Genomic DNA, 25484 nt, shown 5'->3' with positions numbered 1-25484 from the left:
GGTGCCCTTTCGCGGTCCCGAACCCCATTCTGTCGTCCCGGTGGGGCGTGCGCGCGCGAAGCGCGGTGTGGGTGCGGCCACACCGGGCCGCCCGATGTGGGAACGTTGGCCGTACCGCAGGTGAACGGAAGGGGAAGGGACGCGTGGCGGGCCTCGCCGCGGCGATGGACGTCGCCGCACTGATCTTCCTCGGCTGGTGCGCCGCCGTGCTGCGCCGGAACCGGGACGAACCCGACGGCGACGCCGGGCAGTCGGCCGCCCTCGCGCTGATCGCGGTCAGCCTGGTCCTGCTGTCGATCCCCCTGTGGGCCCTGCCGTAGCCGCCGCCGGGCCCGCCGCCGTCCAGCCCGGCGCGCCCAGCAGGTGCCGGACGAACAGCAGCGTCGTCGCCGTCGGCGCCGCGCCGCCCACCGCGTGCCACGGCCGGTTCAGCGGCAGGCCCGGGGCCGCCACGACGACGAGGCGGCGCGCGTCCAGCTCCGCCCCGACCGCGTCCCGCGACACCAGCGCCGCGCCCAGCCCCGCCGCCGCGCCCGCGATCACCGCGCCGTTCGAGCCGAGCACCAGCCGCGGCGGGGACGCGTCCCGCTCGGCCAGGTAGGCGTCGGCGGCGGCCCGCGTCCCCGACCCCGGCTCCCGCATCACCCACGGCGTCCGGTCGAGCGCGAACCCCGCCGCGACGTCCGGCGCGGCCACGACGACCAGTTCGTTCGGGCGCCGCGCCAGGACGGTCGCGGCGGCGTCGGCGGGCGGACGTCCGGCCAGCACCAGATCGGCCTCGTGCGCGGCGAGGCTGCTCCACACCTGGCGGCGCGGCCCCACCTCCAGCGTCAGCTCCACGTCCGGCCACCGCGCCCGGAACGACGCGAGCAGCTCGGGCAGGATCTGGTCGGCGGCCGTCGTCACCGCCGCGAGCCGCAGCGGGCCCCGCCCCGGGTCGGCCGCCCCGCGCGCCGCCGCCCGGCCCTCCTCCAGCAGCCCCAGCACCTGCCGGGCGTACCCCGCGTAGACCGACCCGGCCGGGGTGAGGCGCACGCCCCGCCCGACCCGCCGGACGAGCGGGACGCCGAGGTCCCGCGTCAGCGCGGCCACCGCCGCCGACACCGCCGACTCCGTCACGTACAGCCGCCGCGCCGCCGCCCGCACCGAGCCCGTGTCGGCGAGCGCCACGAGCGTCCGCAACCGCGCCTCCGTCACGCCCGGCCTCCTGGTTCAACCGAATGCTTGACGGTCACCGTAGAACACTTGATGGACACCGCAAGTGTCCGGTGGGCACGCTCGGTCCCGTCACGGTCATCCGACCGGGGCGCGGCGCCCGCCCCATCCCCTGGGCATGCCGTCCTTCCGCGGGCGGAGCGCCGCGCCCGTCCCCCAGCGCGAAGGAGAGCGGCGATGAGCTCGGGCAGATGGTCGGCGGGCGTGATCCCCTACGCGGAGATGGGCTACTGGCGCCCGGACTACGAGCCGAAGGACGGCGACGTCCTCGCCGCGTTCCGGATCACCCCGCAGCCGGGCGTCCCGCCGGAGGAGGCGGGCGCGGCCGTCGCGGGCGAGTCGTCCACCGCGACCTGGACGGTCGTGTGGACCGACCGGCTCACGGCGTACGAGAACTACCAGGCCAAGTGCTACCGGGTCGATCCGGTGCCGGGGCACGACGACCAGTTCATCGCGCGCATCGCCTACGACCTCGACCTGTTCGAGGAGGGCTCGATCGCGAACCTGACGTCGTCCATCATCGGGAACGTCTTCGGGTTCAAGGCCCTCAAGGCGCTGCGGCTCGAGGACATGCGGATCCCGACCCACTACGTGAAGACGTTCCAGGGCCCGGCCCACGGGATCGTCATGGAGCGCGAACACCTGGGCAAGTTCGGCCGTCCCCTCCTGGGCGCCACCGTGAAACCCAAGCTCGGCCTCTCCGCCCGCAACTACGGCCGTGTCGTTTACGAAGCGCTCCGCGGCGGCCTGGACTTCACCAAGGACGACGAGAACATCAACTCGCAGCCGTTCATGCGATGGCGCGACCGGTTCCTCTACTGCATGGAGGGCGTGAACCGGGCGCAGGCCGCCACCGGCGAGGTCAAAGGCCACTACCTCAACGTCACCGCCGCCACGATGGAGGACATGTACGAGCGCGCCGAGTTCGCCAAGGAACTCGGCAGCGTCATCGTCATGATCGACCTGACCATCGGCTACACCGCGATCCAGTCGATGGCCGCGTGGGCCCGCAGGAACGGCGTCCTGCTGCACCTGCACCGCGCCGGGCACTCCACCTACACGAGGCAGAAGAACCACGGCGTCAACTTCCGCGTGATCGCCAAGTGGATGCGCCTCGCCGGCGTCGACCACATCCACGCCGGGACCGTCGTCGGCAAGCTGGAGGGCGACCCGAACAGCGTCCGCGGCTACTACGACACCCTCCGCCTCGACAGGATCGCCGCCGACCCCGCGAAGGGCCTGTACTTCGACCAGGAATGGGCGTCGCTGCCCGGCACGATGCCCGTCGCGTCCGGCGGCATCCACGCGGGCCAGATGCACCAGCTCCTGCACTACCTCGGCGAGGACTCGATCCTGCAGTTCGGCGGCGGCACCATCGGCCACCCGATGGGGATCGCCGCCGGCGCGACCGCCAACCGCGTCGCGCTCGAAGCGATGATCAAGGCGCGGAACGAGGGCCGCGACTACCTCGCCGAGGGCCCCGACATCCTGCGCGCCGCCGCCAAGCACAGCCGCGAACTCGACGTCGCCCTGTCCACCTGGGGCGACATCACCTTCACCTACGCGTCCACCGACACCCCCGACGCCGTCGAAACCCCGGTGAGCATCTGATGCGGATCACCCAAGGCACCTTCTCCTACCTGCCCGACCTCACCGACGAGGAGATCACCCTCCAGATCGGCTACGCGCTGGCCCAGGGCTGGCCCTGCTCGGTCGAGTTCACCGACGACCCCCACCCGCGCAACGCGTACTGGGACATGTGGGGCCTGCCGATGTTCGACCTCGCCGACCCCGCCGGCGTCCTCTACGAGATCAACGAGTGCCGCAGGGCGTACCCGTCCCACTACGTCCGGCTGAACGCCTACGACGCCCGCTACGGGCGGCAGACGACCGCGCTGTCGTTCATCGTGCAGCGCCCGCCCGCCGAGCCCGGCTTCCGCCTCGACCGGCAGGAGACCTCCGACCGGCGGATCCGCTACACGCTGCACCCCTACGCGGCCGACCGCCCCGAAGGCGAGCGCTACGGAGCGGAGCGTTGACCGGACGCCCCGCCTTCGGCCTGCGCGCGAACGGCGCGGCCGACCGGGCCGGCTCCCCGGCGGACACCTCGCCCTCCGCCGGGGAGCCCCTCCCCCCGGACGCCCGCGTCGACCTCGCGAAGGAACGCGCCGACTCCCGCGTGGACGACGTCCTCGCCGCCCTCGACGCCGACCTCGTCGGCCTCGCGCCCGTCAAGACCCGCGTCCGGGAGATCGCCGCGCTGCTCCTCGTCGACCGCGCCCGCGCCCGCTTCGGCATCGACTCCGGCCGCCCCAACCTGCACATGTGCTTCACCGGCGCCCCCGGCACCGGCAAGACGTCCGTCGCCGTCCGGCTCGCCGAACTCCTGCACCGCCTCGGCCGCGTCCGCCGCGGCCACCTGGTCTCCGTCACCCGCGACGACCTCGTCGGCCAGTACGTCGGGCACACCGCGCCCAAGACCAAGGAGGTCCTCAAGCGCGCGATGGGCGGCGTCCTGTTCATCGACGAGGCGTACTACCTGTACCGGGCCGAGAACGAGCGCGACTACGGCCAGGAGGCCATCGAGATCCTGCTCCAGGTGATGGAGAACCGGCGCGACGACCTCGTCGTCGTCCTCGCCGGCTACAAGGACCGCATGGACTCCTTCTTCGCGTCCAACCCCGGCATGAGCTCCCGCATCGCCCACCACGTCGACTTCCCCGACTACGAACCGGACGAACTGGAGGCCATCGGGCACCTGATGCTGCGGCGCGAGGGCTACGTCCTCGCCCCCGACGCCGAACCCGTCTTCCGCGACTACCTTGACCGCCGCCGCGCCCGCCCCCGGTTCGCGAACGCCCGCTCCGTCCGCAACGCCATCGAGCGCGCCCGCCTGCGGCACGCCGCCCGCCTCCTCGACCGCCCCGGCGAGGTCGGCCGCGCCGATCTCACCACCCTCCGCCCCGAGGACTTCCTCGCCAGCCGCGTGTTCGGCTGACCCGCCGCCCCGCCCGGGGAGCGACCGACTCGTGCCGGAGGGATGACCCCCGCATGTCCTAGTGTTGAGAACATCGACATGATGATGTGGGGGAGAAGTTGCTGAACCCTGAGGATCTGTACGAGCTCGACACCGATCTGCCGGCGCTGACCGGGCCGGTGCTGCTGCACAGCCTCGACGGCTTCGTGGACGCCGGGTCCACCGGGCAGCTCGTGCGCGAGCACATCCTGGACGCGCTGGACCACCGGGTCATCGCCCGCTTCGACGTCGACTCGCTGATCGACTACCGGGCCCGCCGGCCGCCGATGACGTTCGACCGCGACCACTGGGCCTCCTACGAGGCGCCCGAACTGGTCGTCCGGCTCGTCGAGGACGAGACCGGCACGCCGTTCCTGCTGCTCACCGGCCCCGAACCCGACCGGCTCTGGGAGGGCTTCACCGCGTCCGTCCTGCACCTGGTCAAGCGGCTCGGGGTGAAGCTCGTCGTGGGCTTCCACGGCATCCCGATGGGCGTGCCGCACACCCGTCCGGTCGGGATCACCTCGCACGCGACCCGGCCCGAGCTGATCGACCGCGGGACCTGGTTCGACAAGGTGCAGGTGCCCGGCAGCGCCGCCGGGCTGCTGGAGCTGAGGCTCGGCGAAGCCGGGCACGACGCGGTCGGGCTGGCGGTGCACGTCCCGCACTACCTCTCGCAGTCCGCGTACCCGGCGGCGGCCGTCGCGACCCTGGAAGCGATCGTCGCCGCGACCGGCCTCGCGCTGCCGGTGGACGCCGTCCGCACCGCGGCCGCCGCCACCGACGCCGAGATCGCCGAGCAGGTCGAGGGCAACGACGAGGTGGAGAAGGTCGTCCGCGCGCTGGAGCAGCAGTACGACGCGTTCGCGGGCGCGGCGCAGCGCGACAACCTGCTCGCCGAGTCGCAGGACATGCCGACCGCCGACGAGCTCGGCGCCCAGTTCGAGCGCTTCCTCGCCGAGCAGGACGGGCCGGACGCCTCGCCCTGACGCGCATGCCCGCCGGGCGCCTGGGTACGCGAGCCCCCGAGAGGGGAGGCGCGACATGACCCACGGTATGACGGTGAACGAGGTGATGACGCCCGCGCCGGTCACGGTGTCCCCGGACACGCCGCTGGCGCGGGTCGGCGAGCTGATGCGCGAGCACGGCATCGGGGACGTCCTCGTCGTGGACGAGGGCCGCCTGCGGGGGCTGGTGACCGACCGCGACATCGTCGTCCGCGGCGTCGCCCTGCGCCGCGACGCCGCCGCGACCGCCGTCGGCGAGATCTGCAGCACCCGGGTGATCACGGTCCCGGCGGGCTCGGCCGCCGACACGGCCGTCCGGCTGATGAGCGAGCACGCCGTCCGCCGGGTGCCCGTCATGGACGGGGACCGGCCCGTCGGCATGGTGTCCATCGGCGACCTCGCGATCCAGCGGGACGACCACTCGGTCCTCGCCGACATCAGCGCCGAGCCGCCGAACACATGAGCATCGTCCGGCTCGACCTCGCCGACACCGCCCTCGACGCGGAGCTCGACATCCCGGACGAACCGACCGGCATCGTGCTCGTCGTCCACACCGGCGACGGCGCCCGCGACCGCACCGTCGCGCGCGGGCTGAACGCGGCGGGCCTCGGCACCGTCGTGCTCGACCTGCTCACCGGGCACGAGGAGGAGCTCGACCGCGTCACCGCCGCGCTCCGCTCCGACCTCGAACTGCTGACTCTCCGGCTGATCGGCGCGATCGACCGGCTCACCGACGGCCTGGAGGCCGCCCCCCACACCGCCGGGCTGCCCGTCGGGCTGTTCGGCGCGGGCACCGGCGCCGCCGCCGCGCTGGCCGCCGCGGCCGCCCGCCCCCGCGTCGCCGCGGTCGCGTCGCGCGGCGGCCGCGCCGACCTCGCGGGCCCGTCGCTGCCCCGCGTCCGGGCGCCCGTCCTGCTGATCGTCGGCGGCGCCGACACGCCCGTCCGCGACCTGACCGAACGCGCCGCCCGGACCCTCGACACCGCCGAGATCCACGTCGTCGACGGCGCCGCGCACGCGTTCGACGAGCCCGGCGCCCTCGAGGAGGTCACGACGCAGGCCGCCGACTGGTTCAACCGGCACCTGACCCGCGCCGCGACCCGCCGCTGACCGGCTACATCCCGTCGAGCAGCTCCCGCATCGCGGCGATCTCCGCCCGCTGCGTGCGGACGATCGCGCCCGCCATCGCCTTCGCGTCCGGGGACCCGCCGCCCGCCTGCTCCTCCCGCGCCATCGTGACGGCCCCCTCGTGATGCTCGATCATCATCTCGAGGAACGCGCGGTCGAACGCCGCGCCGGACAGCCCCTTCAGCTCGGCCATCTGCCCGTCGGACATCATCCCGTCCATGCCGTGCCCCATGTGCCCGGCCGACTCGGGCTCGCCCCAGGACCGCAGCCACCCGGCCATCGTCCGGATCTCCGGCCCCTGGGCCTTCTCGATCTGCACGGCCAGCTCCTTCACCTCCGGCGACCCCGCCCGCGTCGCCGCGAGCCCGGCCATCTCGACCGCCTGCCGGTGGTGCGGGATCATCATCTGCGCGAACATGACGTCCTGCGCGTTGTGCGCGGCGGACGACGCCGCGCTCGCCGGCGCGGGCCCCGCCGAACCACCGTCCCCGCAGGCCCCCAGCCCGATCGCGAGGGCCGGCAGCAGGATCGTCCCGAGAACACGCTTCATCATCGAACCTTCCGTTGTCGTGCCGTTGCCGTCGAGGTGCGCGGACCTCTACAGCCGCAGCACGGCCAACTGGAAGGGCGTCGGGCACGGGGGAGAGCGCCCGCCGCGAAACGCGACCCGGTGGCCCCGGCCCCGCACGTCCCGCACCGCCGGCAGGCGCCACCGAACGAGCACGAGCGCGAACCCCAGCAGCAGCACGCTCAGGAACGCCAGGCACACCTGCCCGCCGGGATGGTGCTCACCGCCGTCGTGGTCGGGCGCCGGATGGTGCTGTGCGACGGCGATGCCCGCGGCGTCCACCGGACTCCCGGACGCCTGCACCCCGTGCATCAGCAGCACACCGAGAACGAGCGCGAGCGCCCACAGCACCCTCACCGATCCCCGCGAACGCCCACACATACCCCGCCAGCGTATCGACGCCCCCGCGCACCACCGAACCGCCCCCTATGTCCGGCCCACGGCACAGAGCCGCCGAAGCCGCACTCCCGCCGCCCGGACGTCCCCCGGACGCTCCGCGGGCCACCGCCCGAGCTCGTCCGTTCGCAGGCCCCATGCGGTCCACCCGTCGACCGACCTCACGGACATCTGCCCCCACCGCCGCCCCGAGATACCGTTTCGCGATCGTCCCCGGGGTCGGGGTACGCTTTCCCGGCGAGCACGCGGGCGCGTAGCTCAGGGGTAGAGCACTCGCCTTACAAGCGAGGAGTCGGCGGTTCGAAACCGTCCGCGCCCACCAGGTCAGGGGCCGGTCTCGATCCAGAGACCGGCCCCTGAGTGACTAATTGGGTGACTAGGGCTCTTCGGCGTTGGCCGGAAAGATGCGATCCATGGCCATGGCACCCTCCTGGATGACCGGCCGAATCTGGAGCCGGTACACCGTCTCGGTGACCGCCGTCCCTCGGTGCCCGACCAGCCGCGCGATGTGCTCGATGGGGACGCCTGAGTCGGACAGCAGGGATACGAAGCTGTGCCGCATCTCCCGCGGAGTCCACTCCGCGCCGTTGAGGCCGGCCCGGTCGAAGATCTTCCGGACGTCCCGGCGGACGTTGGCGGCGCTCAGGGCCGTGCCGGTTCGCGTTGCGAAGACCAACCCTGTGTCCTGCCAGCTCTCGCCGGCCTTCTCTCGGATGACGTCCTGCCGCGCTTTGTGGGCCCGTAGAGCTTCCACGCATCGCATCGGCATCGCCAGCGTCCGGCGAGAGCGCCGAGTCTTTGTGTCCCCCTTCTTGCGCACTGATCGCCAGACCGCGACGGACGGAGGAACGGGCGGGTTCTCATCGGGCCTGCCCTCCAGGTCCACGTGGGACCACGTGAGAGCGCGCAATTCTTCCGTGCGCGCTCCGATCAGCACCGACATCACCACGTACGCGTGGAGCGCTGCGCCCTCCGCAGCGGTGAGCACCGCTTCCGCCTGGTCAAGCGTCAGGGATTTCGACGGCCGCCCCGCCCTGCCCTCTGGGACCTCGCAGAGGTCCACGACGTTCCTTCGCACCTTGTCGCGCGCCATAGCGCTTCGAACCGAGCGGCGCAGGATGGAGTGGATGATCTGCAGGGACCTCGTGCTGAGATCAGAGGCCTTGTCTGCGAGCCACTTGTCCACGTCCTCCGCGGTGAGATCTCGGAGCTTTCGCGCCCCCAGGTCTGGGATGACATGGTTATTGGCGTAGGTCGTGTTCATCTCGACGGTCTTCTCTGACCTGCCGCGGAGTCCGTTTCTCAGCCAATAGTCCACGGCATCGGCGACCGTGTAGTTGTCGGGCCCGGGCGTGACGCCATCCTCGTACTCACGGAGTTTCTTCCGGAGCTTGTCGCGCGCCTTGGTCTTGGATTTGTCGCTCGCCTTGCGCACTATGCGCTTTCCGGCGGGCGTATATCCGATGGTGACGGAGGCGATCCATCGCTGTCGCTTCTCGTCCCAGTGCAGGCCGCCTTCACCGCGTCCGCGTCGTTTGGTCATTCGTCCTTCCTTGAGTCGTCCGAGGGGCTGGACTGTTGACTCACCGCACGGCTTCCTGTTCGAGGAGGGCGATGTAGTCGGCGATGGCGGTGCCGGGGATGCGGCGGGCTCGGCCGATGGTGACCGACCGGAGGCGGCCGGCGCGGATCTCTTCGAAGATGGTGTTGCGTCCCAGCGACAGCAGGGCCATGGCCTCTTCGACCTTGAAGAGTCGGAGCGTTGCCGGGACGGGGAGGGTGTCGGCGGTCATGATGGTCGTGCCTCCTTCACGAGGTAGCGGCCCCGGCGGGTGTGCGTGGTGGTGTGTCCGCCGGGGCCGGCTGGTTTCGGGGTGAACGACGACCGGCCGCGGTCCCTGGTGTGGGACCGCGGCCGGTGTGCTGTACGGGAGGGGGCTGAAACATCTCCGCAACGCCGCATCTCCGCATTTGTGGCCCTGACCTGCGTTGATGGGTGCGGAGTTGGAAGTGGTGGGGCTCGGGCCATCTCCGCATTCGGGGGGTCATCTCCGCAGCGGGTGCGGAGATGCGGAGATGGCTTTCCGCTGATGTGTGCTATCTCCGCAGTCCAACGCCGCAGGTCAGGGCTTGGTTGTGCGGCGTTGCGGCGTTGCGGAGATGTTTCAGCGCTTTTCCGGGCCGCTTCACTCATGGGGTTCTCCCTCGCCCGGCTCGGCGTCGTGGTGTTCGACCCAGAACACGTTCCGGTCGCCGCGGTGGTTCTTGGAGGAGCGGACGACGTAGTCCCCGCGCCAGCGTCCGACCTGGCCGGTGAGCAGACGGCCGAGGCCGAGCACGTTGGGTGGGCGGCCGGTGTGGGTGGTGATGAACTGGCCTTCCCAGCGGTCGTGTTCGTCCAGCCCGATGCGGTCGGGCTCGCCGGACTTGCGTAGTTCGGCGGCGGTCATGGGGGTGGAGCCGTGCAGGTCGTGCCAGCAGGCCAGGAACGCGCGCCAGCGGGTTTCGTCCTCGTCGATGCCGCGGACGTCGGCGGCGTTGGCCAGGAACCCGTCGATGCCGTGGTGGGCCAGGAACCCGCCGAGGGCTTGCGCCCAGGGGGTGAACTGCCGCATCGAGACGGTGTCGGCGCGCGGGGCGCCGTTGCCGGTCCAGTCCAGGACCAGGACCAGCAGGTGCCACAGCACGGTGAGCTGGTTGCGGGGGACGGTGATCCACTGGTCCAGGTGCGGGATGCCGAACCGGCTTTGGTCGCGTTGCTCGGGGCGGGGCATGTTGGGGTCCAGGTGCACCCGGACGGTGCGGGAGGCCATGTCCCCGCCGACTTGCAGGTTGTTGCCGGTGGCCATCCACAGCCGGTCGTTGACGGTGGCGACGTTGCGCGACGCGCCCAACTGCCGGTCGGACCACACCCCGGCGGTGACCAGCAGGGCGAGGGTGGCCGAGTCGATCACGGTGCCTTCGGCGAGGTTGTCCCACACGACCACGCCGACCTGTTCGGCCAGGACGGCGGTGATGGACTTGCGTAGTTCCTCTTCGGTGTAGGCCCAGGGGATGACGCGCTGGCCGTAGAGCATGCCGGGCCCGCCGGTCAGGATGCTTTTGCCGGACGCGGGCATGGTCGCGTCGATCAGCGCGAACGGCGTCAGCGACCGGGTGAAGTGGCGAAGGATCGGCGTGACCAGTAGCGCGAGGTAGTTCGCCCGGTCGGCCGGGCTGGCCCAGGGGAAGTCTCGCAGGAACCGGTTCAGGATGAAGTCGCGGGCGGTGTCGACCTCTTCGCGGGTGGGCTCGTCCGGGACGGTCGGCAGCGCGACTTTCGACGCCAGATACAGGCCGGTGGCGGGGTCGTAGCCGGGGCGTTGCAGCAGGGTGCCGTCCCGGCGCAGCACCGGGGCGCCGATCACGCCGCGCAGCGGGGCCAGGTCGGGCCAGGTCTTGCCGGCCAGCACCGAGGCCAAGATGTCTCGGGGCGGGGTGACCTCTTCTTCGTAGAGTTCGGCCTTGCCGTTCTTGCCGTTCTTGCGGGACCGGAGCCGGTAGACGTAGGCGTGTTCGGCCAGCAGCCCGGCCAGGGTGGCCGGGGTGACCGGGCTCGCGGTCACCGGCAGCGGCGAGTCTTCGTCGGCGGCCGGGGACGCCTGCCCACCCGAAACCGTCTCCATGTGCACCAGCGACCCGTCGCAGACGTAGGTGTCGGGCAGGGTCCCCTTGGCCAGCGCGGCCTTGAGCACGCGGATTGCTTCGGGACCGGATCCGGCTTGCAGGCGTGGCAGGTCGGTCATGTTGGCACCCTCCTGGGGCGTTGAGTGCCGGCGCGGAACCCGGACGCGATGGTCCGGCGGGCGGGGCCCTCGGCCAGCCCGGTGCGCACGGCGGCAGCGGTCAGCAGTTGCTCGGTGTTGTCGGGGTCCAGCGCGCCCCCGGCCACGAGCTGGCCGAGGGCGACGGCGGCGCCGTACAGGGTGGAGTTGCGGTTGCCCTCGCGCGCGGCGGCGATGGCGTCCAGGCTGGCGGTGACCGCCTTGTCCAGGTAGGCGCCGCGACGGCCGGTGGCCAGCAGCACCGTCACGGGCTGTTGGGGCGGCAGCGGCGCGGGGCGGAGGCGTTCGGCCAGCCAGCCGGGCAGCGGCGCCGGGTCGGGGGTGTGGATCGGCTGATAGGTGCCGGTGCCGTCCGGCAGGTCGACGAAGGATCCGGGGCCGACGACGTATCCGCCGTCGCCGCGGGTGTCGACCTTCCAGCCGAGCCCGTTGCCGCGGTCGGCGGAGGTGTTGGTGAGCCGGATCCCGTCGGGTGCGGCGAAGTACAGGTGGAACCCGCCGCGCCGGGTCCGCACCTGGAAGGTCTCGGTCGGCATCGGCTGTCCGGCCTGCTCGCACACCACGGCGAACACGTCGGCGCCGTCGTTGACGCCGGGCAGCGTCCACCGGTCCGGCGGACGCTCGCCGGGCTTGGGGACGTCCAGGTCGATCACCAGCAGGCCGGACGGTCCGCAGGCGATCCCGATGTTGTAGGGGCGGTGGGCCCACATGCGCCGGATCTTGTCGGGGTCGGTGGTGGCGACCTTGCTCCACCGCACGCCGCGGGGCGGTTCCTTGTCGCCGGGCGCGACGGGGAAGACGTGCCAGCCGCGGGCGGCGGCGGCCAGCGCGTACCGCACCAGCACACCGGCGTCAGGCCGCGACGGTCCGGGAGGTGGGGCGGGGTCGGTCATGCTGCTGTCCTTCCTCGGGTTGCAGGGCGAACAGGTCGAGTTGCGTCGCGCCAGGCCGGTCGCCGCACAACCGTTCACCGGTGCCGCGGCGGGTGCCGTAGATGGCGGCGAGGCGGTCGTGGACGGCTGTGTGCCAGGGGCGGCCGGTGGCGGCGCCGAGCACGGCGGCGGCCATCACGGGCGGGACGGCGTCGGCGAGCTGCTGGAACCGCGCGGTCCGCGACCCCTGCCACGGGTAGCCGGGCGGGAAGGTCTGCAACACGCCGGCCTGTTGCGGGGTGAGGTGCCCGCCGCCGGGGCCGAGGTCGGTGCGGTACCAGGACCGGGCCCGCCCGGTCAGGGACGGGGCGGGCCGGTCGGCGGGGAAGGTGTTGCCGCCGGACGTGCGGCGGTTGCCGCGGGTGTTGACCAGCACGCTGGGCGGCCAGTCGAGGGCGGCGGCCATCGTGGTGAGCGGGAACGGGCTGATGGGGTTGGGCGGGTGCTCGACGGGCCCGGGGCCGAACCGGTCGCAGTCCCACCGGGCCCGGTACGGCAGCCCGTCGAGGTCGGGGGCGTGGTCGCGGGTGGCGATCAGGAACACGCGCCGGCGTCGGGTGGCGGCGCCGAAGTCGTCCGCGCGCAGCGTCAGGACGGTGCAGTAGTTCCACCGGTGCATCGCGGCCAGCTCGGCCGCGAACTCCTGCCAGATCCCGGCCACGGCCGGGACTTGCTCGGCCACGATCCACCGCAGGTTCGGCAGCGACAGCGCCAGGTCGAGGGTCAGCAACACGAGCGCGGTCCGCGGATCGGTCACCGACGCGGTGATGTGGTCTAGGACGGCGGGCGGGTCGTCGGCGTCGGCGAGGGCCGTGACCGCGTCCAGGACGGTGCGGTAGTCGACGTGGCCGGTGCGTTTGCCGCTGGCGGAGTAGGTGGGGCAGGGCGGCCCCGATACCCAACCCTGGGCGTCGGCGAACTCCGCGTGGTCGAGGGCGCGGACGTCGGCGAGCACGCGGGGGTGTCCGGCGGCGTGGGCGGTGGCGCACGCGTCGGCGTTGACCTCGAACCCCAGCGCCGGACCGAGCCCGATCATCTGGGCCCCTTCCGAAAGCCCCCCGGCGCCGGCGAACCCCTCCACAACGGCGACGGACATGGGATGCCGCCGATGGCTCATGCTGCGTCCTCGGGCAGGACGATCAGGCCCTCGCGGGTGAGGACGAATTCGTGGTCGCGGGGGCAGATCCACAGGTCGCCGTGGTGGTCGGCGGCGATGGTGGCCCAGAACGTGCCGGGGGTCTGGCAGATCGGGCAGTCGGGGCCGTTCAGCACCGGCCAGTGGGTGACCGGGATGGCCCAGTCGGTGCGGCACGGGCGGCAGTGCCAGGTGGTGACCTCGGTGCCGTCGGCGTAGGTGGCCGGGCCGATGTACGTCACCTCGGTGGCGGCCTGGCAGGTGGGGCAGTCGGGTTCGTGGACGGTGGGCCATTGGTCGATGGGCGGGAAGTGGTCCGGGTGGTAGCTCACGGAGGTGCCCCCCTTGGGCGGGACGGGATGTCGTCGGCAGCGCGAAGCACCCCGGACCGAGACGGGCCGGGGTGCGTCGGTGGTGCGGTGGGTGGCGGTTCAGGAGCGGGCGCCGGGGCGGCGTTCGCGGCGGGTGCCTCCGCAGCGGCGGCAGACGCGCATGGAGCCGGTGAAGATGCCGCCGCGGTGCAGGCCGGTGCCGTTGCAGGCGCGGCAGGTGCGCAGCGGGTGCAGGTTGATCGAGATGGCGTAGCCGATGGCCCACACCAGTGCGGCGAGGATGAGCAGCACCGTCAGGCCGGTGCCGTCGCCGTCGGCGGACGGGGCCGGGGTCGGCGCGGGGGTGGGGGTGATGCTGACGGCGATCTCGGGTGTGGGCGTGGGTGCTGGCGGCATGGGGCCTCCACAAGACGGTGCGGAAGAGGGAAGGGGGTGGGCCCGCGGAGACCCCCGCGCGGCCCGGAGCGGGGCCGGGCGGGAGTTACTCAGCGTGCAGCGGGGAACCGTCTCGCGGAACTGTCTACGCAACCGTCTACGCGGGTGGCGCCGCGTCCACGTGCGCGCGTGTATGGGCTGGATAGACAGTTCGGCGTAGACAGTTGGTAGACAGTTCGGTAGACGGTTCGCCCGCCCGTTTCGGTTACGTTGCGTGTTCGTCCGGGGCGTGGTCGGGCAGGTAGTACCGGGCTGCCTTGCCGCTGCCGGCCGAGGTGATGAGCCCGGCCGCGCGCATGGCGCCGAGGTACTTGCCGACGGTGGAGGTGCCGATCTTCAGGTGCTCCACCAGTTCGGTGCGGCGGGCCCCTTTGGGTCCGCGTTCGGCCAGCAGGCCGGTGACGGCGCTGATGACCGCTTCGGGGACGGTGGTGTCGTTGATCTGCCGCCGGGCGCCGTTGAGGTCGTCCAGCCGGGTGGGCTGTTCGGGCGGCGGGACGATTTCGGCGATGAACTCGTCCAGTTGCTCCACTAGCCCCTTGGCCGCGGTGTCGACGGCGGCGTCGTCGGTGGGGTCGAATCCCCACCCGCCGTCGCCGTCCGCGCCGTCGGGGCCGTTGAGGCTGTCGGGGCCGGTCTGTGGCGGCGGGCCGGGCGCGGTCCGGCGGTCGTCGGGCGGGGCGGGCCGCCCGCCGGGGGCGTGCCGCGGCGGAGCCCCGTGGGTGGGTGCCGCGGTGGTGGTGGGGACGCGGTGGTGGTCGGCGTAGCCGGGCAGCGCGGCGGCGATGTGCGGTTCCAGGTGCGCGTCGGCCGGGCCGTAGGCGGCGGCCAGCGCCTGCACGGGCTTGTCGTCGAACAGTGCGCGGGTGCGGCCTGCCTGCCAGATGCCGCCCTGGCGGACCAGCAGCACGACGCCTTGGGCGTCGCCGCCGTAGGTGGACATGTCGGGGCAGCCGATGGTCTCCCAGTCGGGCAGTGCCTTGGACATCTCCTTGGTGTTGGCGACGCGGCCGACGATGGTGGTGTAGGCGTTGGCCTTGCCCTCCTTGGAGCCGGTGTGCTGGACCACGTCGCGCTGCTTGGCCGTGATGAGCACCACCCCGAGGGAGCGGCCCCGGCGGTGGATCTTGTCCATGACGGGCTTGAAGGCGTCGGCGACGGACGACTGGAACCCGGTCGCGGTGTCCTGTTCGTCCACGATCACCTGCACGACCGGTGAGGTGGGCGAGGGGGTCAGGGTGGCGCCCCCGAGCGCGATGGCGCGTTCGTCCAGCAGCGCGTCGACCCACGCCAGGATCGTCAGGGCCTTGTCCTCCTCACCGACGCCGGCGTGGTCGTGCAGGTGCTCCTTCCACAGGGAGGGGATGACGCCCTTGCCGAGGTCGATCGCGATGGTGAGGACGTCGCGGCATTCGGCGCCCTGCTGGACGATGTTGGACAGCACGTTGGACTTGCCGCCGCCGTTGGAGCCGACGATGTCGACGTGGCGGGCGCCGCCGTCGTCGAAGACGACCAGTTCCAGGTCGGCGCCGTTCTCGGGGTCGGTGCCGATGATGTAGGGGCCGTCCAGGATCGACCGGTGACCCTTCCCGGCCGCCTCGGGGGCGGGGGCGCCGTCGGCGATGGCGGGGTGCGGGACGATCTGCGACCACAGGTCCACCAGCTGGATGGTGATCCAGGCGATGCGGGCGTTTTTGCGGTGGGCGTTGACGCGGACCTGATCGGCGCCGATGCCGTAGCAGCGGGCGATCTGTTCGGCCAGGTCGCCGCGTTCGAGCCGGGACGCCGACGGGCCCTCGACCCCGAGGTCGACCTTGAACTTGACGCCGGTGCGGGTGCGTTCGGTGCGCAGCAGCCGGGACCCTTCCAGCCCGGCCAGCCCGGCGATCGTCTCCCACTTGGCCTGCACCTCGGCGGCGCGGCGGCGCTCTTTGAGGACGTCGGACCAGGTGTAGGCCGACCATGCGGCCGACGCGGTGACGGTGTAGCCCAGCAGGGTGGGCAGGTTGGTGATGCCGGTCGCGGCGGCGGTGGCCAGCCACACCGGGATCCCGGACACGATCGCGGCGACGGCGCCGGAGTAGCGGGGGGATCCGTGGGTCTTGTAGGTGGCGACCCATGCGGCCAGCGCGGCCGGCGGCGCGAACGCGCCCAGCAGCAGGACGTCGCCGGGGGCGTACTCGTGGGCGAGGTGCCCGGCGGGGTAGAGGGCGGCCAGGCCGGTGCCGAGCCCGCGGGTGTCGGGCGAGGCCATCACCCAGCGGACATAGCCGCGCGCCGCCGCGCGGGCCACCGGGCCCGCGGCCGAGCGGCGGGGGGCCGCGCGCCCGCCCATGTGGTCGGCGATGAGCGCGGTCATCAGCGGGTCGATCATGTCGGCGTCGGTGTAGCCGCCGCGGCGGCGCCCGCCCATCCGGCCCGTGCGGCCACCGGTGCGGGCCCCGAAGGTCTTGCGGGCGGAGGTACGGCGTTGCGGGCGGCCGAAGCCGCGGCCGGCGGGACGGTTCAGCATGTGCGGGTACTCCTTGGCCAGGTCGAACACGAAGAACGGCCGCCCCCCGACCCCCGGGTGACCCGGGGTGGGGGTGCGGCCGTTCTCGCAGGGGTTGCGGGTGTCAGGCGGCGCGGCGGCGGTGCCGGGTGCCGACGATCCGGATGCCGCGCGCGGCGATGGTGCGGGCGTCCTCGAAGTAGTCGGCGAAGTTGCCCGCCGACCGGCGCGCGGCGTCTTCGGCGTCCCACAGGCTGTCGGCGGTCTGCTGGAACTGCAGGACGATCGCGGGCGGCATGCCTTTGGCGGCCAGGTCGTCGGCCCAGGCGTCGACCGCGTCGGCCATCGCGCCCATCAGCGCGGCGATGGCCAGCGCGGTGGCGATGAACTCGCCGTCGGAGTCGGGCGCGTCGAACTCGACGGTGTAGCGGCCGTGGCGCCGCCCGCCGGGGTTGCGTGGGCTTGGGTGGTGCATCGTCGGGTTCTCCCTCGGACATGGGATGGCGGGGTGCGGGGCTATTCGGGGTCGTCGCCGGTGAACTCGATCCCGGCGGCGGCGATCTCGCGGGCCTCGGCGAACGCGTTCTCGAACAGCACCGTGGCCAGCACCACGGTGGCGGCGCCCTCCACCAGCCCTTCGTGGACGTGTTCCAGCGGGCCGGTGACGATCCGCGGCAGGCGGCGGGTGTCCAGTTCGTCGTTGAAGTCCTCGATCGCCACCCCGATGCCGCGCAGCACGTGGAGCAGGTCGGCGCAGGAGTCCAGGAACTCCACATCGGTGTCGGGCGATTCCAGGTTCAGCGGCGCGGCCATCCGCATCCGGGCCCGAGCCCGCCGCGCCCCGGCCCGCCGTGCGGGCGAACCGGCGGGTGAACCGCCTCGGCCGCGCCCGGCGGGGATACGGCCCCAGCCACCGGCCGCACCCCCGGACGGGGCGGACCCGTGCGAGGCGGGACGCGGCGGTGCCGGGGCCGTCGGGGGCGATGGCGGCGGGGTGGGTGCCCCCGAGCCGGGCGAGCCGGGGGCGGCGCCGCCGGGGCCTCTGCTGGGGTGGGGCGCCGGACGGTTCGGTAGCGGCAGCGGCGGCGCGTTCTGCGGCCGTTTCCCCGCCCCGCCGTTGCCGTCGGGCTTGGGGCCGCCGGAACCCTGGCCGGACCCTTTTCCGGGGTCCTGGCCGGGGCGGTTGCGGCGGCGGAAGATCGTCACGGTGCGGCCCTCGTCTCTGCGGCGTTGCCAGCGGGATTCGGCCCGCGCGCGGGCGGCCCGGCCGCGGTTGCGGGCGCGGGGCGCGGTGCGCCGTACCGTCGTCCCGATGGCGCGGCCGGTCAGGTCGGCCAGCGCGTCACCGAGCATCGATTCGTTGGTGTGCGGGGCGCCGGAGGAGTTCCACGCCTTGACCAGCAGCGAATCGCGCCGGGGGCGGGTGTTGCCTCGGGCGGGGGTGCGGGCGCGGGAGCGGCGGACGGCGTGGGCGCCGCCGGCGAACGCGGCCGATCCCAGGAACAGCAGCTCGATCACCGGCCCTCCTCCTCACCGGTTCCCCACCGGGTCGGCACCTCGTGCCCGCCGGAGGCGTCGGGTTCGTCGTGCTGCGGGGCGGCCGGGGCCTGGTGGCGTACTTCGTGGACGGAGACGGCCACCATCAGCAGCAGCCACAGCGAGCACTGTGCGGCTGCGGTGGGCCACAGGGGCCAGCCCAGCAGCACGTTGGCGGTGCCGGGGACGGCCAGCAGGCACGCCACCGTCCCCAGCGACGGCCGGTTGACCCACATCTGGTGCATCACGGGCCGGGCCCGGCCCGCCCGCCGCGCGGGGGCGGCGGGCCGGGCCGAGACGGCGTTCTCGCGGGCGTCGCGGGTGCTCATACGAACAGCCCGTCGATCGCGCTGGACAGGGAGTTCAGCCCGTCGACGAGCTTGCCTCCGAAGGGGGTGGAGGCGGCCAGCAGCCCCCACGAGCACAGCAGGAACACCAGCATGTAGGAGACCTGGCGGGCCCAGACCAGAATGATGAGCCCGCCGGTCAGCAGCGCCAGCAGAATCATGGGGATCATCCCTTCCAAAAGGGGGAAGCGGGCGGGTTCCGGCGGTCCGTACCGCCGACCCCGCCCACACCCCCGCCCCGGCACGGCGGCGCCGTCCGGGCGGGGGTGTGGGCGGGATCCGAGAGACGGACCGGAAGGGCCGGTCAGGCGCCTTGGGGAAGTTCGGCCAGGGGCCGCGTGCTCAAGTCGTCGCTGCCGTCGGCGTGCGCGTCGCGCAGTTCCTGGTAGCGGCCCGAGACCCAGCCGACGGACCAGCCGCACCGTTCGGCGGCGCGGCGGACCGACAGCCCGGCGAGGTAGGCGGCGGTCACGATCTGGCGGGCCTGCGGTTCGGGCAGCTTGCCCGGGGCCGGTCCGGCGGCGAGCAACGCCTGCCGCTGCCGCTCGGCACGCTCGGCCTGTTCACGCTCGGCCCGGCGGCGGGCCTGTTCACGTTCGCGTTCACGCGCCTCGGCCCGTTCGCGTTCGAGGCGTTGTTCACGCTCGCGCCGTTCACGCTCGCGCTCGGCCCGTTCACGCTCGGCCTGCCGTTCGCGTTCAGCGCGTTCGGCGCGCTCGCGTTCCTCACGCGCCAGGCGTTCGCGTCGTTCGGCTTCCTCGCGCGCGAGGGCGGCCTCGTGCTCGCGTTGCTCGCGGGCGAGGCGGGCCTGATGCTCGCGCTCTTCCCGCTCCCGCTCGGCCTCGGCCGCGGCGCGTTCGCGGGCGGCGCGTTCCCGCTCGGCCAGCGCGGCCTGCCGGCGTTCCTCTTGGGCGGTTAGGGCGGCGGTGATGGCGCGGCGGTAGGCCAGCCCGGTTTCGGCGGTCACGATCAACAGCAGCGGCGCCACAGCGTGCAGCGCCACGCCCACCAGGTCGCCTTTCAGCGCCGAATCGGCGACGTTGAGGGACAGGGTCATGATGCCGGTCATCCAGCGCAGCACGACCGGCCAGCGGCCCCCGTCGTGGCCCAGGCGGGACAGCACCGCGTCGAGGCGGACCACGATCAGCACCGCGGCGTCCACCACCGCGGGCAGGATCGGCGCCGTCCAGGTCCAGCCTTCGGGGGTGTGGGCGCGCATCAGCGGGGTGACGGTCAGCACCGAGTACAGCATCGCGCCGCACACGATCAGCCACGTCCCGGCCGACAGCATCCGCTCGGATGAACGGATCTGTTCTTCGCTCATCGCGCCGATGAGCCCGTTCACCGAACGCCGGTCGCCCGTGAACGCGGTGAACGCCTCGGGCTAGGCCGGTGAACGCTCACCCGCATGCGCGGGGTGGGTGTTCATCAGGGTCTCCTTCGAACGACCGCACCCCGCCCCCGCGGCCGGTCGGTGCGGGGGCGGGGTGCGGGATCGGTGAACAGGGAAACGCGGCCCCCGAGGGTCAGGGGCGCCGGTGCCGGGCGAGCATGCTGAACGCGGCGACGGCGGCCAGCACCGACAGCAGCACCGCCGCGGCGGGCCGCATCGCGGTCAGGTGCCGGCACCCCAGCCACACCGCGGCGGCGGCGATCCCGGCCAGCAACAGCACGTCGATCAGGGCCAGCCGGGTCCACCATCGGGCCCACATCAGCGGCCACCCCCCGCACCGGTCCGGGAGGCGGGCGGGGTCGAGGTGAGGCCGGTCAGCGGCAGCCACAGCGCGCCGCCGCCCGACATCAGCGGGGTGCCGTCGTAGACCAGCACCCACCGTTCCCGGCATGCCGGGTCGTGGTGCCAGCCCAGCACCGACAGCGGCCCGGCGTGCAGGGGCGCGACGTCGGCGCCGCGGGCGCGCCAGACGACCGCGCCGGGGGCGTACCAGCGGCGCACGATCCGCCACCGCCACACCCGCCACGGGCCCGGCACGACCGGCAGGTAGCGGGCGCGGAGCCAGTGCGCGGCCTCCTGGACGAGCCGGACGGCGCCGACCACGGCCAGCACCACCAGCAGCACCGCGGCCAGCAACCAGGGCGGCGCAGCCGCGATGCCGGGCGCGGCCAGCGCGGTGGAGATCAGCGCGAACCCGGCGGCGAGCCCGCCGCGGACGATGCGGTGCCGCCGCGCCTGCCGGTGCAGCAACTCCAGGTCGGCGGCGTCAGCGGCGGCGGTGCCACCGATCAGCGTGAGGGGGGCGGGGGATTCGGTCATGAACGGCTCCTTTGCAAGGGGAGGGACGGGTCAGGCGGCCCGGCGGGCGCCGTCGCCGTCGTGCTGGACGGCGCGGGCCTGGCGGGCGAGGGTCGCGGCGGTCGTGCCGGACACGTGGAGCCGGGCGGCGATGTCGTTGCGGGTGCCGCCGGCGGCGAGGATGCGGGCCGCGGCTAGCACCCGCTCGGTGGAGGTGAGGGCGACCGGGCGGGTTCCGGCGGCGGCGATCTCGATCGCGATCTCGTCGACGATCCCGTCCTCGGGCAGCACCCACTGCCCGTATCCGGAGCCGGAGACGACGACCGGGGCAGCGGTGGCGGTGGTCGGGTTGGCGGCCATGACGATGCCTTTCGTTCAAGGGGAGATGGACAGGTCTGAAGCTCTGTCCCGCCCCGGACGCATGCGTTCCGGAGCCGGGCAGAACCGCAGATCACGCGGCGGCGCGTTCCCAATCGCTCGCGCACTCCAGGCAGCAGCCCAGCCGCCGCGGCAGGACGTAGCCGACGTCGGTGCGGCAGCGCGGGCAGGTGCGCCGCGCGGCCAGCGCCTTGGCCAGCGCGGCCCGCTGCGCAGCAGACGGGACGCGCTTGGGCAGGGCGCGACGGGTGTCGTAGAGGTAGGCCACCCCGAGCCCGCGCCACCGGCGCCACAGCACTTGCGCGGCGACGTCCTGCCCGCCGGGGCGGAGCCCGGCGGCGGCGAGCTGGCGGCGGGTGGCCAGGTGCGGCGGCGCCATCCGCCACGGGTAGGTCGGGATGCCGTACCGGGTCCCGCACGGGTCGAAGAACACGGCGTTACTGCGGCGCGCCATCGCGGCCTACCCGGCCGACAGCACGTCGTTAAGCGTCCCCGCGGGCAGCGGCCGACCGGGCCGCGCCGGGACGCGGGCGGTGTCGAACCCCCACCACCCGCCGTCGCCGAACCGGTCGGCGACGAACCGGCGAACCCGGTCGACCTCGGCCAGCGCAGCGTCGGGGCAGGAGAACGGGCCCAGGGCCAGCGCGGTGCGGCCGAGCCGTTCCCCGGTCCGCACCGCCACGTAGTACCCCGCCGCGCCCCCGGCCCGGCCGGTGGTCTGGCCAGTGGCCGGGCGGGGGCGGGTGTCGGCCGGGGCGGTCACGCGGTCACCGCCGGGCGGCGGGCGGGCACCTCGCTGGGCACGTCGGCGGCCTGCACCGCGCGCTGGCAGCAGGGGCAGCGGAACAGGACCGGGCCGCCGTCCAGCAGCGTGCGGCAGCTCGGGCAGTGCTTGGCCGGGGCCGCCCGCCGGACGGCGGGACGCGGCCGGGCGTAGGAGATCGACATGAGGGCGTCTTCCTTCCAGCGCGCGGCGGCCCCGGCCCGTCCCGCATGGTCGGGACCGGAGCCGGGGCCGCTCGGGGGTGAGGGGGCGGGCTACTTCTTCTTCTTGCTGGACATGGCGTCGTAGGCGTCCCGGACGCACTTGGGCTCGCCGTTGGGCCAGGTGATGGACTTGTCGTTCGCGGGCTTGTCGGCCATCGTGGGAGGTTCCTTCCTGAAGGAGGGGCCCCGGGACGTCACTGCTTGCCGGCGTCGGCGTCCCGGGTCCGCACGTACTACGTGGATTCGGGGTCGGTGGAGTCGTCCGGGGCGGGGCCGGTCAGGACGACGTCGAGGTAACGGCGGACCCCGTCGTCACGCCGGTTGGCGTAGGGCGCCGACGGGGAGCCGACCGCGCAACCATCACCGGTCAACCCGGCCAGCAGCTCGGCCAGCTCGGTCACGTCGTCGGCGTCGCCGGACAGACGGACCTTGACCAGACGCAGCCGCGGACCGCTCACCGCGCCGCCCCGACCGGGGCGTCGAGGGCGGCCACGATCGGGGCCACCCGCTCGTCCAGCAGCGCGGCCAGCCGCTTCACCGCCCGCTTGGCGTCCCGAACGGTCAGCTCCGGCGCGTCCTGCGGCCGGTACAACTCGCCCGGCTCGATCGCGAACACCAGCGTCGTGCTGGTCAGCATCGCCGGGCGCCGCGCCACCGCGTCGTCGTAGGGGGTGTGGTAGCCGGGGTTGCGGCAGTTGCCGCGGGCCCACTCGGCGAATCCCCGCACCTCGGCCAGCGCGGCCGGGCGCGGCACCGCCACCTGAACCTGCGCGATCAGCGACTCGTCGTGCTCGCTGAGCGCCGGCGTCACCGACTGGACGCGCTCGGCCGTCCAGTCCAGGTACGGCGGCGCCATCACCGGCGACGTCGCGACCTGCCACGCGGCCCGCGCGAACATCGCCGGGTCCGTGGTCACCAGGTCGTCCCAGTCGGCGAACCGGCTCACGTTCTGCCGCAGGTACACGCCGTACCTGCTCACACCGTCCGACGCGCGTTCACAGTCGTGGGCGTCGTGGAAACGGAACATCATCGGGTTCGTTGCTCCTCTCTCTCCCCGCCCGGCCGGGCCGGGCATGGGTGGACGGACAGACGACGGCGCCCCCGCCGTCGTGCAGGCGGGGGCGCCGAAGAACGGGGGCGGAAGCGCTCAGGTCCGTGCAGCGGCCAAGCGCGTCACCGGCGGAGCGACCGGGGGCTTGGGACGCGGCATCACCTTCGTGCCGCGGCGGCGACCGGCATCGCGGCACGCCTCCGCGAGCCGTTCACGGTGCTCGTCGACCGTGAGGTCGACCCGAACCCGATGCCCGCTTCCCGGGCACCGCGGCGGCGACGGCCGGAACTCGGCCGGCCACGCGTCCGCGCCCGGCACGTGCGGGCCGCGGTGCGCGGAGATCATGCCGCGCTTGATCGACTTCCAGGCACCGCAGGACGGGCACGCAACGAGCGCGCAACTGCGTTCCGAAAGGCTGATCAGGTTCGGGGGCAGCTTGCTGGCGAGGATGACCGGCTGACCGTTGTGCCGCATGAGTGGACCCTCCAGGGGTGGCTCTTGCCTTCCCCGCCCCGCACGGACCGACGCGCCCGGATCACCGAGCCGACGACCTGCACAGGACAGGCAGCGCAAGCGCTACGAAACGAGAGGGCATCGCCTGACCAGCACCGATCCAGGGACCTCGTGACTCGTCAACCCAGACACACCAGGGCTCCGACCAGCGATGCCGTGTTCAGTTGTGACGTCTACGTACTGCGAGGGACTCACCCGGACGGGGTGGGTCACAGGGGGCAGCGTATACGTAACTTCGTATACGCACAAGTCCTAGGTATACGATGCTGCGTATACGCTGGTGGAGACGCCACCGAAGCACTCGAAGGGGTTGATCGCGCAGTGGCAGAACCGGCCTACGTCCGCATCGCGGGCGAGTACGCACGACGCATCCGCGACGGGAAACTCGCACCCGGTACGCAACTTCCGAGCTATGCCGAGATCGCTCAGCAGAACGGGGTCTCGGACATCGTGGTCCGGAAGGCCCTCGAACTCCTCCAGAGCCAGGGACTCACCCGGTCCGTACGGCGCCGGGGCATCTTCGTCGCTGACCGCCCCAACCTCATCCGGGTGTCGCCGGAGCGCCAGTTGGAGACCGCGGAGCGCTCGTTCCAGAACGAGACCGATCAGCAGGTCCGAGTGGAACGTGAGGTCCAGCAGCTCCCCGCAACGAACGAACTCGCGGAGGCTCTCGGCATCTCGGCCGGCGAGGAGATCAGTCACGTCCTCACGCGAACCACCGAGGGCGGGCGGCCGATCTCGATCTCAGACACCTACCACCCGCTGGACGTCGTCGACATCTCCGGGGCCGCGTTCCTGGAAGAGACGATCTCCGACAAGCTGCCGTCGGCGGTGCACGCTGAGTGGCTCCGGACCACGCCCGGCGATCTCGTCAAGACGGTCCACCAGCGGTTCATCGCCGCTGACGATCGCATCGTCATGATCTCTGACGTGTCGTACCCGAGGGACCGGTACGACGCGTTCGTGTTCCGGATGGCCCTCAAGTAGGGGACAGCAAAGGGGGCGCCGAACAGTTCGGCGCCCCCTTTTTGTGTCCAGGATCAGTTTCTAACCCACGCCTGTGCGATGTCCGCGTCTGTCCACCACGAGACGAAATTTTGGTCTGTCGAGTCTACTGTCCAGCGAGCTGATAGGGCGTCAAAGAAGGCATCGTTGCCTGTCTTACCGCCTTTAGGCTCTCCGATGTAGATGAGTCGCTCGCCTCCGGATTCTTCAAACAGTGTGAGTGCCTCGGAAGACATTGGGTCTCCCCAGCCGGGAGGCCAGCAGAGGAACAGTACGTAGTTCGCCGGGTGGATATTGGTTGCAAACTCGGCCAAATCTCCTACCGGATGCCAGACGTCTACTTGGCCAGCCGTCCCGGGGAATGAGACGTTCTTCGTCTTGTTGGGCGGCTCGGAGTCGTACGCGTCCACGGTGAGCCCGGAGTTGGCCAACTGTGCAGCCCAATACCCCCGTCCGGCTCCGAGTTCCACGATGGGGAGGCCGGAACAGAGACGTGCCATCCATTCGATTGTTTCTGGGGCGGGTATCGCGTATGCGTAGGTTGCCTGCAATAGTGTCTGCGCAAAAGCGAGGCGCGCGCTTCCTTGTGGCTGGCCACCATTCACTACTCGTCGGCCATCATGTTGGGTCACTAGCGGTTCCACGATGTCCCAGTACGGGTTCGCGCTTACGGTGCTTCCGCCGGTCATGTAGTGAACAAAGCGCAAGTCGAACTGTGCGTCGGCCTGCGCGTCGCCGGTGCCCGCTAGCCGTGCGGCCATGTCCAGGTACTCGGCCACCTTGGGGTATTCGACCTGGAGTCTCTGCTCATCCTCCAGCAGCGCGGTGAGTTCGTCCCATCGGCTTGATGTCATGGTGAGCTTGGCCATGCTCCAAGTTTCTCCTATTACACAGGCGCGGTCCAGCCTATCGTGGGCAACGATCAGAGGTGGCGCGC

The 25484-nt window shown here is 72.6% G+C and carries 34 protein-coding genes and 1 tRNA gene; 9 read left to right on the top strand and 26 right to left on the bottom strand.

Going from position 1 to position 25484, the window contains the following annotated elements; all coding sequences use genetic code 11:
• The first annotated feature begins 143 nt into the window (after positions 1-143).
• Positions 144-320 (top strand): hypothetical protein, encoded by a 177-nt coding sequence (locus H505_RS49655; RefSeq protein WP_157432867.1) that lies wholly within the window; start codon positions 144-146, stop codon positions 318-320.
• Here H505_RS49655 and H505_RS39470 read toward each other — a convergent pair.
• Positions 277-1197 carry a LysR family transcriptional regulator gene (locus H505_RS39470; RefSeq protein ID WP_034516189.1) on the bottom strand — a complete coding sequence of 307 codons (921 nt, stop codon included), beginning with the start codon at positions 1195-1197 and terminating at the stop codon, positions 277-279. The genes H505_RS49655 and H505_RS39470 overlap by 44 nt on opposite strands.
• A gap of 195 nt (positions 1198-1392) precedes the next feature.
• On the opposite strand from H505_RS39470, the gene H505_RS0102600 reads away from it, so the two are divergent.
• The 6 genes from H505_RS0102600 (at position 1393) to H505_RS0102575 (ending at position 6348) form a co-directional block, all read left to right on the top strand.
• Positions 1393-2826 (top strand): form I ribulose bisphosphate carboxylase large subunit, encoded by a 1434-nt coding sequence (locus H505_RS0102600; RefSeq protein ID WP_026400717.1) that lies wholly within the window; start codon positions 1393-1395, stop codon positions 2824-2826.
• Positions 2826-3254, top strand: a complete 429-nt coding sequence (locus tag H505_RS0102595; RefSeq protein ID WP_026400716.1) for a ribulose bisphosphate carboxylase small subunit — start codon at positions 2826-2828, stop codon at positions 3252-3254. The genes H505_RS0102600 and H505_RS0102595 overlap by 1 nt, the downstream gene beginning before the upstream one ends.
• Positions 3251-4213, top strand: coding sequence for a CbbX protein (gene cbbX, locus H505_RS0102590; protein WP_026400715.1), 963 nt, complete (start codon positions 3251-3253; stop codon positions 4211-4213). The genes H505_RS0102595 and cbbX overlap by 4 nt, the downstream gene beginning before the upstream one ends.
• A 98-nt stretch (positions 4214-4311) precedes the next feature.
• Positions 4312-5220 (top strand): proteasome assembly chaperone family protein, encoded by a 909-nt coding sequence (locus H505_RS0102585; RefSeq protein ID WP_026400714.1) that lies wholly within the window; start codon positions 4312-4314, stop codon positions 5218-5220.
• Between the two features lie 55 nt (positions 5221-5275).
• Positions 5276-5701 (top strand): CBS domain-containing protein, encoded by a 426-nt coding sequence (locus H505_RS0102580; RefSeq protein ID WP_211238376.1) that lies wholly within the window; start codon positions 5276-5278, stop codon positions 5699-5701.
• Positions 5698-6348, top strand: coding sequence for a dienelactone hydrolase family protein (locus tag H505_RS0102575; RefSeq protein WP_034516187.1), 651 nt, complete (start codon positions 5698-5700; stop codon positions 6346-6348). Before H505_RS0102580 ends, H505_RS0102575 begins: the two co-directional genes overlap by 4 nt.
• Positions 6349-6352: 4 nt before the next feature.
• Here the strand turns inward: H505_RS0102575 and H505_RS0102570 are convergent, their stop codons facing one another.
• Positions 6353-6919 (bottom strand): DUF305 domain-containing protein, encoded by a 567-nt coding sequence (locus H505_RS0102570; RefSeq protein WP_051300054.1) that lies wholly within the window; start codon positions 6917-6919, stop codon positions 6353-6355.
• A 45-nt stretch (positions 6920-6964) separates the two neighbouring features.
• Complete coding sequence (locus H505_RS0102565; protein ID WP_157432866.1) at positions 6965-7291, bottom strand: hypothetical protein; 327 nt, start codon at positions 7289-7291, stop codon at positions 6965-6967.
• 286 nt (positions 7292-7577) lie between these two features.
• On the opposite strand from H505_RS0102565, the gene H505_RS0102560 reads away from it, so the two are divergent.
• Positions 7578-7652, top strand: a tRNA-Val gene (locus H505_RS0102560).
• A gap of 54 nt (positions 7653-7706) precedes the next feature.
• On the opposite strand, the gene H505_RS0102555 is transcribed toward H505_RS0102560, so the two are convergent.
• From H505_RS0102555 to H505_RS49650, 22 genes are all read right to left on the bottom strand, one after another.
• A complete protein-coding gene (locus H505_RS0102555; RefSeq protein WP_026400709.1) occupies positions 7707-8873 on the bottom strand; it encodes a site-specific integrase in 1167 nt (388 codons plus the stop codon).
• A gap of 40 nt (positions 8874-8913) precedes the next feature.
• A complete protein-coding gene (locus H505_RS0102550) occupies positions 8914-9123 on the bottom strand; it encodes a helix-turn-helix domain-containing protein (protein ID WP_026400708.1) in 210 nt (69 codons plus the stop codon).
• A gap of 393 nt (positions 9124-9516) precedes the next feature.
• Positions 9517-11115, bottom strand: a complete 1599-nt coding sequence (locus tag H505_RS0102545) for a hypothetical protein (RefSeq protein ID WP_026400707.1) — start codon at positions 11113-11115, stop codon at positions 9517-9519.
• Entirely contained in the window at positions 11112-12047 is a 936-nt protein-coding gene (locus H505_RS0102540; RefSeq protein WP_084549746.1) for a bifunctional DNA primase/polymerase, read from the bottom strand. The genes H505_RS0102545 and H505_RS0102540 overlap by 4 nt, the downstream gene beginning before the upstream one ends.
• Positions 12007-13182, bottom strand: a complete 1176-nt coding sequence (locus H505_RS0102535; RefSeq protein WP_026400705.1) for a DNA cytosine methyltransferase — start codon at positions 13180-13182, stop codon at positions 12007-12009. Before H505_RS0102535 ends, H505_RS0102540 begins: the two co-directional genes overlap by 41 nt.
• 17 nt (positions 13183-13199) lie before the next feature.
• On the bottom strand, positions 13200-13553 hold the full coding sequence (locus H505_RS50495) for a hypothetical protein (RefSeq protein WP_026400704.1): 354 nt from the start codon (positions 13551-13553) through the stop codon (positions 13200-13202).
• A 99-nt stretch (positions 13554-13652) separates the two neighbouring features.
• Positions 13653-13949 carry a hypothetical protein gene (locus H505_RS39465; protein ID WP_034516184.1) on the bottom strand — a complete coding sequence of 99 codons (297 nt, stop codon included), beginning with the start codon at positions 13947-13949 and terminating at the stop codon, positions 13653-13655.
• A 244-nt stretch (positions 13950-14193) separates the two neighbouring features.
• Entirely contained in the window at positions 14194-16500 is a 2307-nt protein-coding gene (locus H505_RS0102520; protein WP_157432865.1) for an ArsR/SmtB family transcription factor, read from the bottom strand.
• Between the two features lie 103 nt (positions 16501-16603).
• Complete coding sequence (locus H505_RS0102515) at positions 16604-16954, bottom strand: hypothetical protein (RefSeq protein WP_026400702.1); 351 nt, start codon at positions 16952-16954, stop codon at positions 16604-16606.
• Between the two features lie 41 nt (positions 16955-16995).
• Complete coding sequence (locus H505_RS0102510; RefSeq protein ID WP_026400701.1) at positions 16996-17997, bottom strand: hypothetical protein; 1002 nt, start codon at positions 17995-17997, stop codon at positions 16996-16998.
• Entirely contained in the window at positions 17994-18344 is a 351-nt protein-coding gene (locus tag H505_RS0102505) for a hypothetical protein (RefSeq protein ID WP_026400700.1), read from the bottom strand. Before H505_RS0102505 ends, H505_RS0102510 begins: the two co-directional genes overlap by 4 nt.
• The gene (locus H505_RS0102500) at positions 18341-18523 is read right to left on the bottom strand and encodes a hypothetical protein (protein WP_026400699.1); all 183 of its coding nucleotides are present in this window, start codon (positions 18521-18523) and stop codon (positions 18341-18343) included. Before H505_RS0102500 ends, H505_RS0102505 begins: the two co-directional genes overlap by 4 nt.
• Positions 18524-18666: 143 nt before the next feature.
• A complete protein-coding gene (locus H505_RS0102495; RefSeq protein WP_211238375.1) occupies positions 18667-19707 on the bottom strand; it encodes a hypothetical protein in 1041 nt (346 codons plus the stop codon).
• 181 nt (positions 19708-19888) lie between these two features.
• Positions 19889-20074, bottom strand: coding sequence for a hypothetical protein (locus H505_RS0102490; RefSeq protein WP_026400697.1), 186 nt, complete (start codon positions 20072-20074; stop codon positions 19889-19891).
• Complete coding sequence (locus tag H505_RS0102485) at positions 20074-20634, bottom strand: hypothetical protein (RefSeq protein WP_026400696.1); 561 nt, start codon at positions 20632-20634, stop codon at positions 20074-20076. Before H505_RS0102485 ends, H505_RS0102490 begins: the two co-directional genes overlap by 1 nt.
• 30 nt (positions 20635-20664) lie before the next feature.
• Entirely contained in the window at positions 20665-20973 is a 309-nt protein-coding gene (locus H505_RS0102480; protein WP_026400695.1) for a hypothetical protein, read from the bottom strand.
• Positions 20974-21064: 91 nt separating this feature from the next.
• A complete protein-coding gene (locus H505_RS0102475; protein WP_026400694.1) occupies positions 21065-21445 on the bottom strand; it encodes an RRQRL motif-containing zinc-binding protein in 381 nt (126 codons plus the stop codon).
• A 6-nt stretch (positions 21446-21451) separates the two neighbouring features.
• Positions 21452-21754, bottom strand: coding sequence for a hypothetical protein (locus H505_RS0102470; protein ID WP_026400693.1), 303 nt, complete (start codon positions 21752-21754; stop codon positions 21452-21454).
• Entirely contained in the window at positions 21751-21939 is a 189-nt protein-coding gene (locus H505_RS39460; protein ID WP_034516181.1) for a hypothetical protein, read from the bottom strand. The genes H505_RS0102470 and H505_RS39460 overlap by 4 nt, the downstream gene beginning before the upstream one ends.
• 272 nt (positions 21940-22211) lie before the next feature.
• Positions 22212-22436 carry a hypothetical protein gene (locus H505_RS0102455; RefSeq protein ID WP_026400692.1) on the bottom strand — a complete coding sequence of 75 codons (225 nt, stop codon included), beginning with the start codon at positions 22434-22436 and terminating at the stop codon, positions 22212-22214.
• On the bottom strand, positions 22433-23008 hold the full coding sequence (locus tag H505_RS0102450; RefSeq protein ID WP_026400691.1) for a hypothetical protein: 576 nt from the start codon (positions 23006-23008) through the stop codon (positions 22433-22435). The genes H505_RS0102455 and H505_RS0102450 overlap by 4 nt, the downstream gene beginning before the upstream one ends.
• 117 nt (positions 23009-23125) lie before the next feature.
• Positions 23126-23503 carry a hypothetical protein gene (locus H505_RS49650; RefSeq protein ID WP_157432864.1) on the bottom strand — a complete coding sequence of 126 codons (378 nt, stop codon included), beginning with the start codon at positions 23501-23503 and terminating at the stop codon, positions 23126-23128.
• Between the two features lie 360 nt (positions 23504-23863).
• Here H505_RS49650 and H505_RS0102440 point away from each other — a divergent pair, with 360 nt between their 5' ends.
• Entirely contained in the window at positions 23864-24529 is a 666-nt protein-coding gene (locus tag H505_RS0102440) for a GntR family transcriptional regulator (RefSeq protein ID WP_026400690.1), read from the top strand.
• Positions 24530-24582: 53 nt separating this feature from the next.
• On the opposite strand, the gene H505_RS48680 is transcribed toward H505_RS0102440, so the two are convergent.
• Positions 24583-25416, bottom strand: a complete 834-nt coding sequence (locus H505_RS48680; protein WP_084549742.1) for a hypothetical protein — start codon at positions 25414-25416, stop codon at positions 24583-24585.
• Positions 25417-25484 lie beyond the last annotated feature (68 nt).

This window comes from Actinomadura rifamycini DSM 43936 (assembly GCF_000425065.1).
Lineage (GTDB): Bacteria > Actinomycetota > Actinomycetes > Streptosporangiales > Streptosporangiaceae > Spirillospora > Spirillospora rifamycini.
Note: the sequence above shows the minus strand (reverse complement) of the source record. Positions and strands in the feature narration are given on the sequence as shown.

Coding starts and splice junctions, on each gene's coding strand:
- H505_RS0102600 (WP_026400717.1), top strand. CDS start 1,393: ATGAGCTCGGGCAGATGGTCGGCGGGCGTGATCCCCTACGCGGAGATG.
- H505_RS0102595 (WP_026400716.1), top strand. CDS start 2,826: ATGCGGATCACCCAAGGCACCTTCTCCTACCTGCCCGACCTCACCGAC.
- H505_RS0102580 (WP_211238376.1), top strand. CDS start 5,276: ATGACCCACGGTATGACGGTGAACGAGGTGATGACGCCCGCGCCGGTC.
- H505_RS0102575 (WP_034516187.1), top strand. CDS start 5,698: ATGAGCATCGTCCGGCTCGACCTCGCCGACACCGCCCTCGACGCGGAG.
- H505_RS0102570 (WP_051300054.1), bottom strand. CDS start 6,919: ATGATGAAGCGTGTTCTCGGGACGATCCTGCTGCCGGCCCTCGCGATC.
- H505_RS0102555 (WP_026400709.1), bottom strand. CDS start 8,873: ATGACCAAACGACGCGGACGCGGTGAAGGCGGCCTGCACTGGGACGAG.
- H505_RS0102550 (WP_026400708.1), bottom strand. CDS start 9,123: ATGACCGCCGACACCCTCCCCGTCCCGGCAACGCTCCGACTCTTCAAG.
- H505_RS0102545 (WP_026400707.1), bottom strand. CDS start 11,115: ATGACCGACCTGCCACGCCTGCAAGCCGGATCCGGTCCCGAAGCAATC.
- H505_RS0102540 (WP_084549746.1), bottom strand. CDS start 12,047: ATGACCGACCCCGCCCCACCTCCCGGACCGTCGCGGCCTGACGCCGGT.
- H505_RS0102535 (WP_026400705.1), bottom strand. CDS start 13,182: ATGTCCGTCGCCGTTGTGGAGGGGTTCGCCGGCGCCGGGGGGCTTTCG.
- H505_RS39465 (WP_034516184.1), bottom strand. CDS start 13,949: ATGCCGCCAGCACCCACGCCCACACCCGAGATCGCCGTCAGCATCACC.
- H505_RS0102520 (WP_157432865.1), bottom strand. CDS start 16,500: ATGCTGAACCGTCCCGCCGGCCGCGGCTTCGGCCGCCCGCAACGCCGT.
- H505_RS0102515 (WP_026400702.1), bottom strand. CDS start 16,954: ATGCACCACCCAAGCCCACGCAACCCCGGCGGGCGGCGCCACGGCCGC.
- H505_RS0102505 (WP_026400700.1), bottom strand. CDS start 18,344: ATGAGCACCCGCGACGCCCGCGAGAACGCCGTCTCGGCCCGGCCCGCC.
- H505_RS0102500 (WP_026400699.1), bottom strand. CDS start 18,523: ATGATTCTGCTGGCGCTGCTGACCGGCGGGCTCATCATTCTGGTCTGG.
- H505_RS0102490 (WP_026400697.1), bottom strand. CDS start 20,074: ATGTGGGCCCGATGGTGGACCCGGCTGGCCCTGATCGACGTGCTGTTG.
- H505_RS0102485 (WP_026400696.1), bottom strand. CDS start 20,634: ATGACCGAATCCCCCGCCCCCCTCACGCTGATCGGTGGCACCGCCGCC.
- H505_RS0102480 (WP_026400695.1), bottom strand. CDS start 20,973: ATGGCCGCCAACCCGACCACCGCCACCGCTGCCCCGGTCGTCGTCTCC.
- H505_RS0102475 (WP_026400694.1), bottom strand. CDS start 21,445: ATGGCGCGCCGCAGTAACGCCGTGTTCTTCGACCCGTGCGGGACCCGG.
- H505_RS39460 (WP_034516181.1), bottom strand. CDS start 21,939: ATGTCGATCTCCTACGCCCGGCCGCGTCCCGCCGTCCGGCGGGCGGCC.
- H505_RS0102450 (WP_026400691.1), bottom strand. CDS start 23,008: ATGATGTTCCGTTTCCACGACGCCCACGACTGTGAACGCGCGTCGGAC.
- H505_RS49650 (WP_157432864.1), bottom strand. CDS start 23,503: ATGCGGCACAACGGTCAGCCGGTCATCCTCGCCAGCAAGCTGCCCCCG.
- H505_RS48680 (WP_084549742.1), bottom strand. CDS start 25,416: ATGGCCAAGCTCACCATGACATCAAGCCGATGGGACGAACTCACCGCG.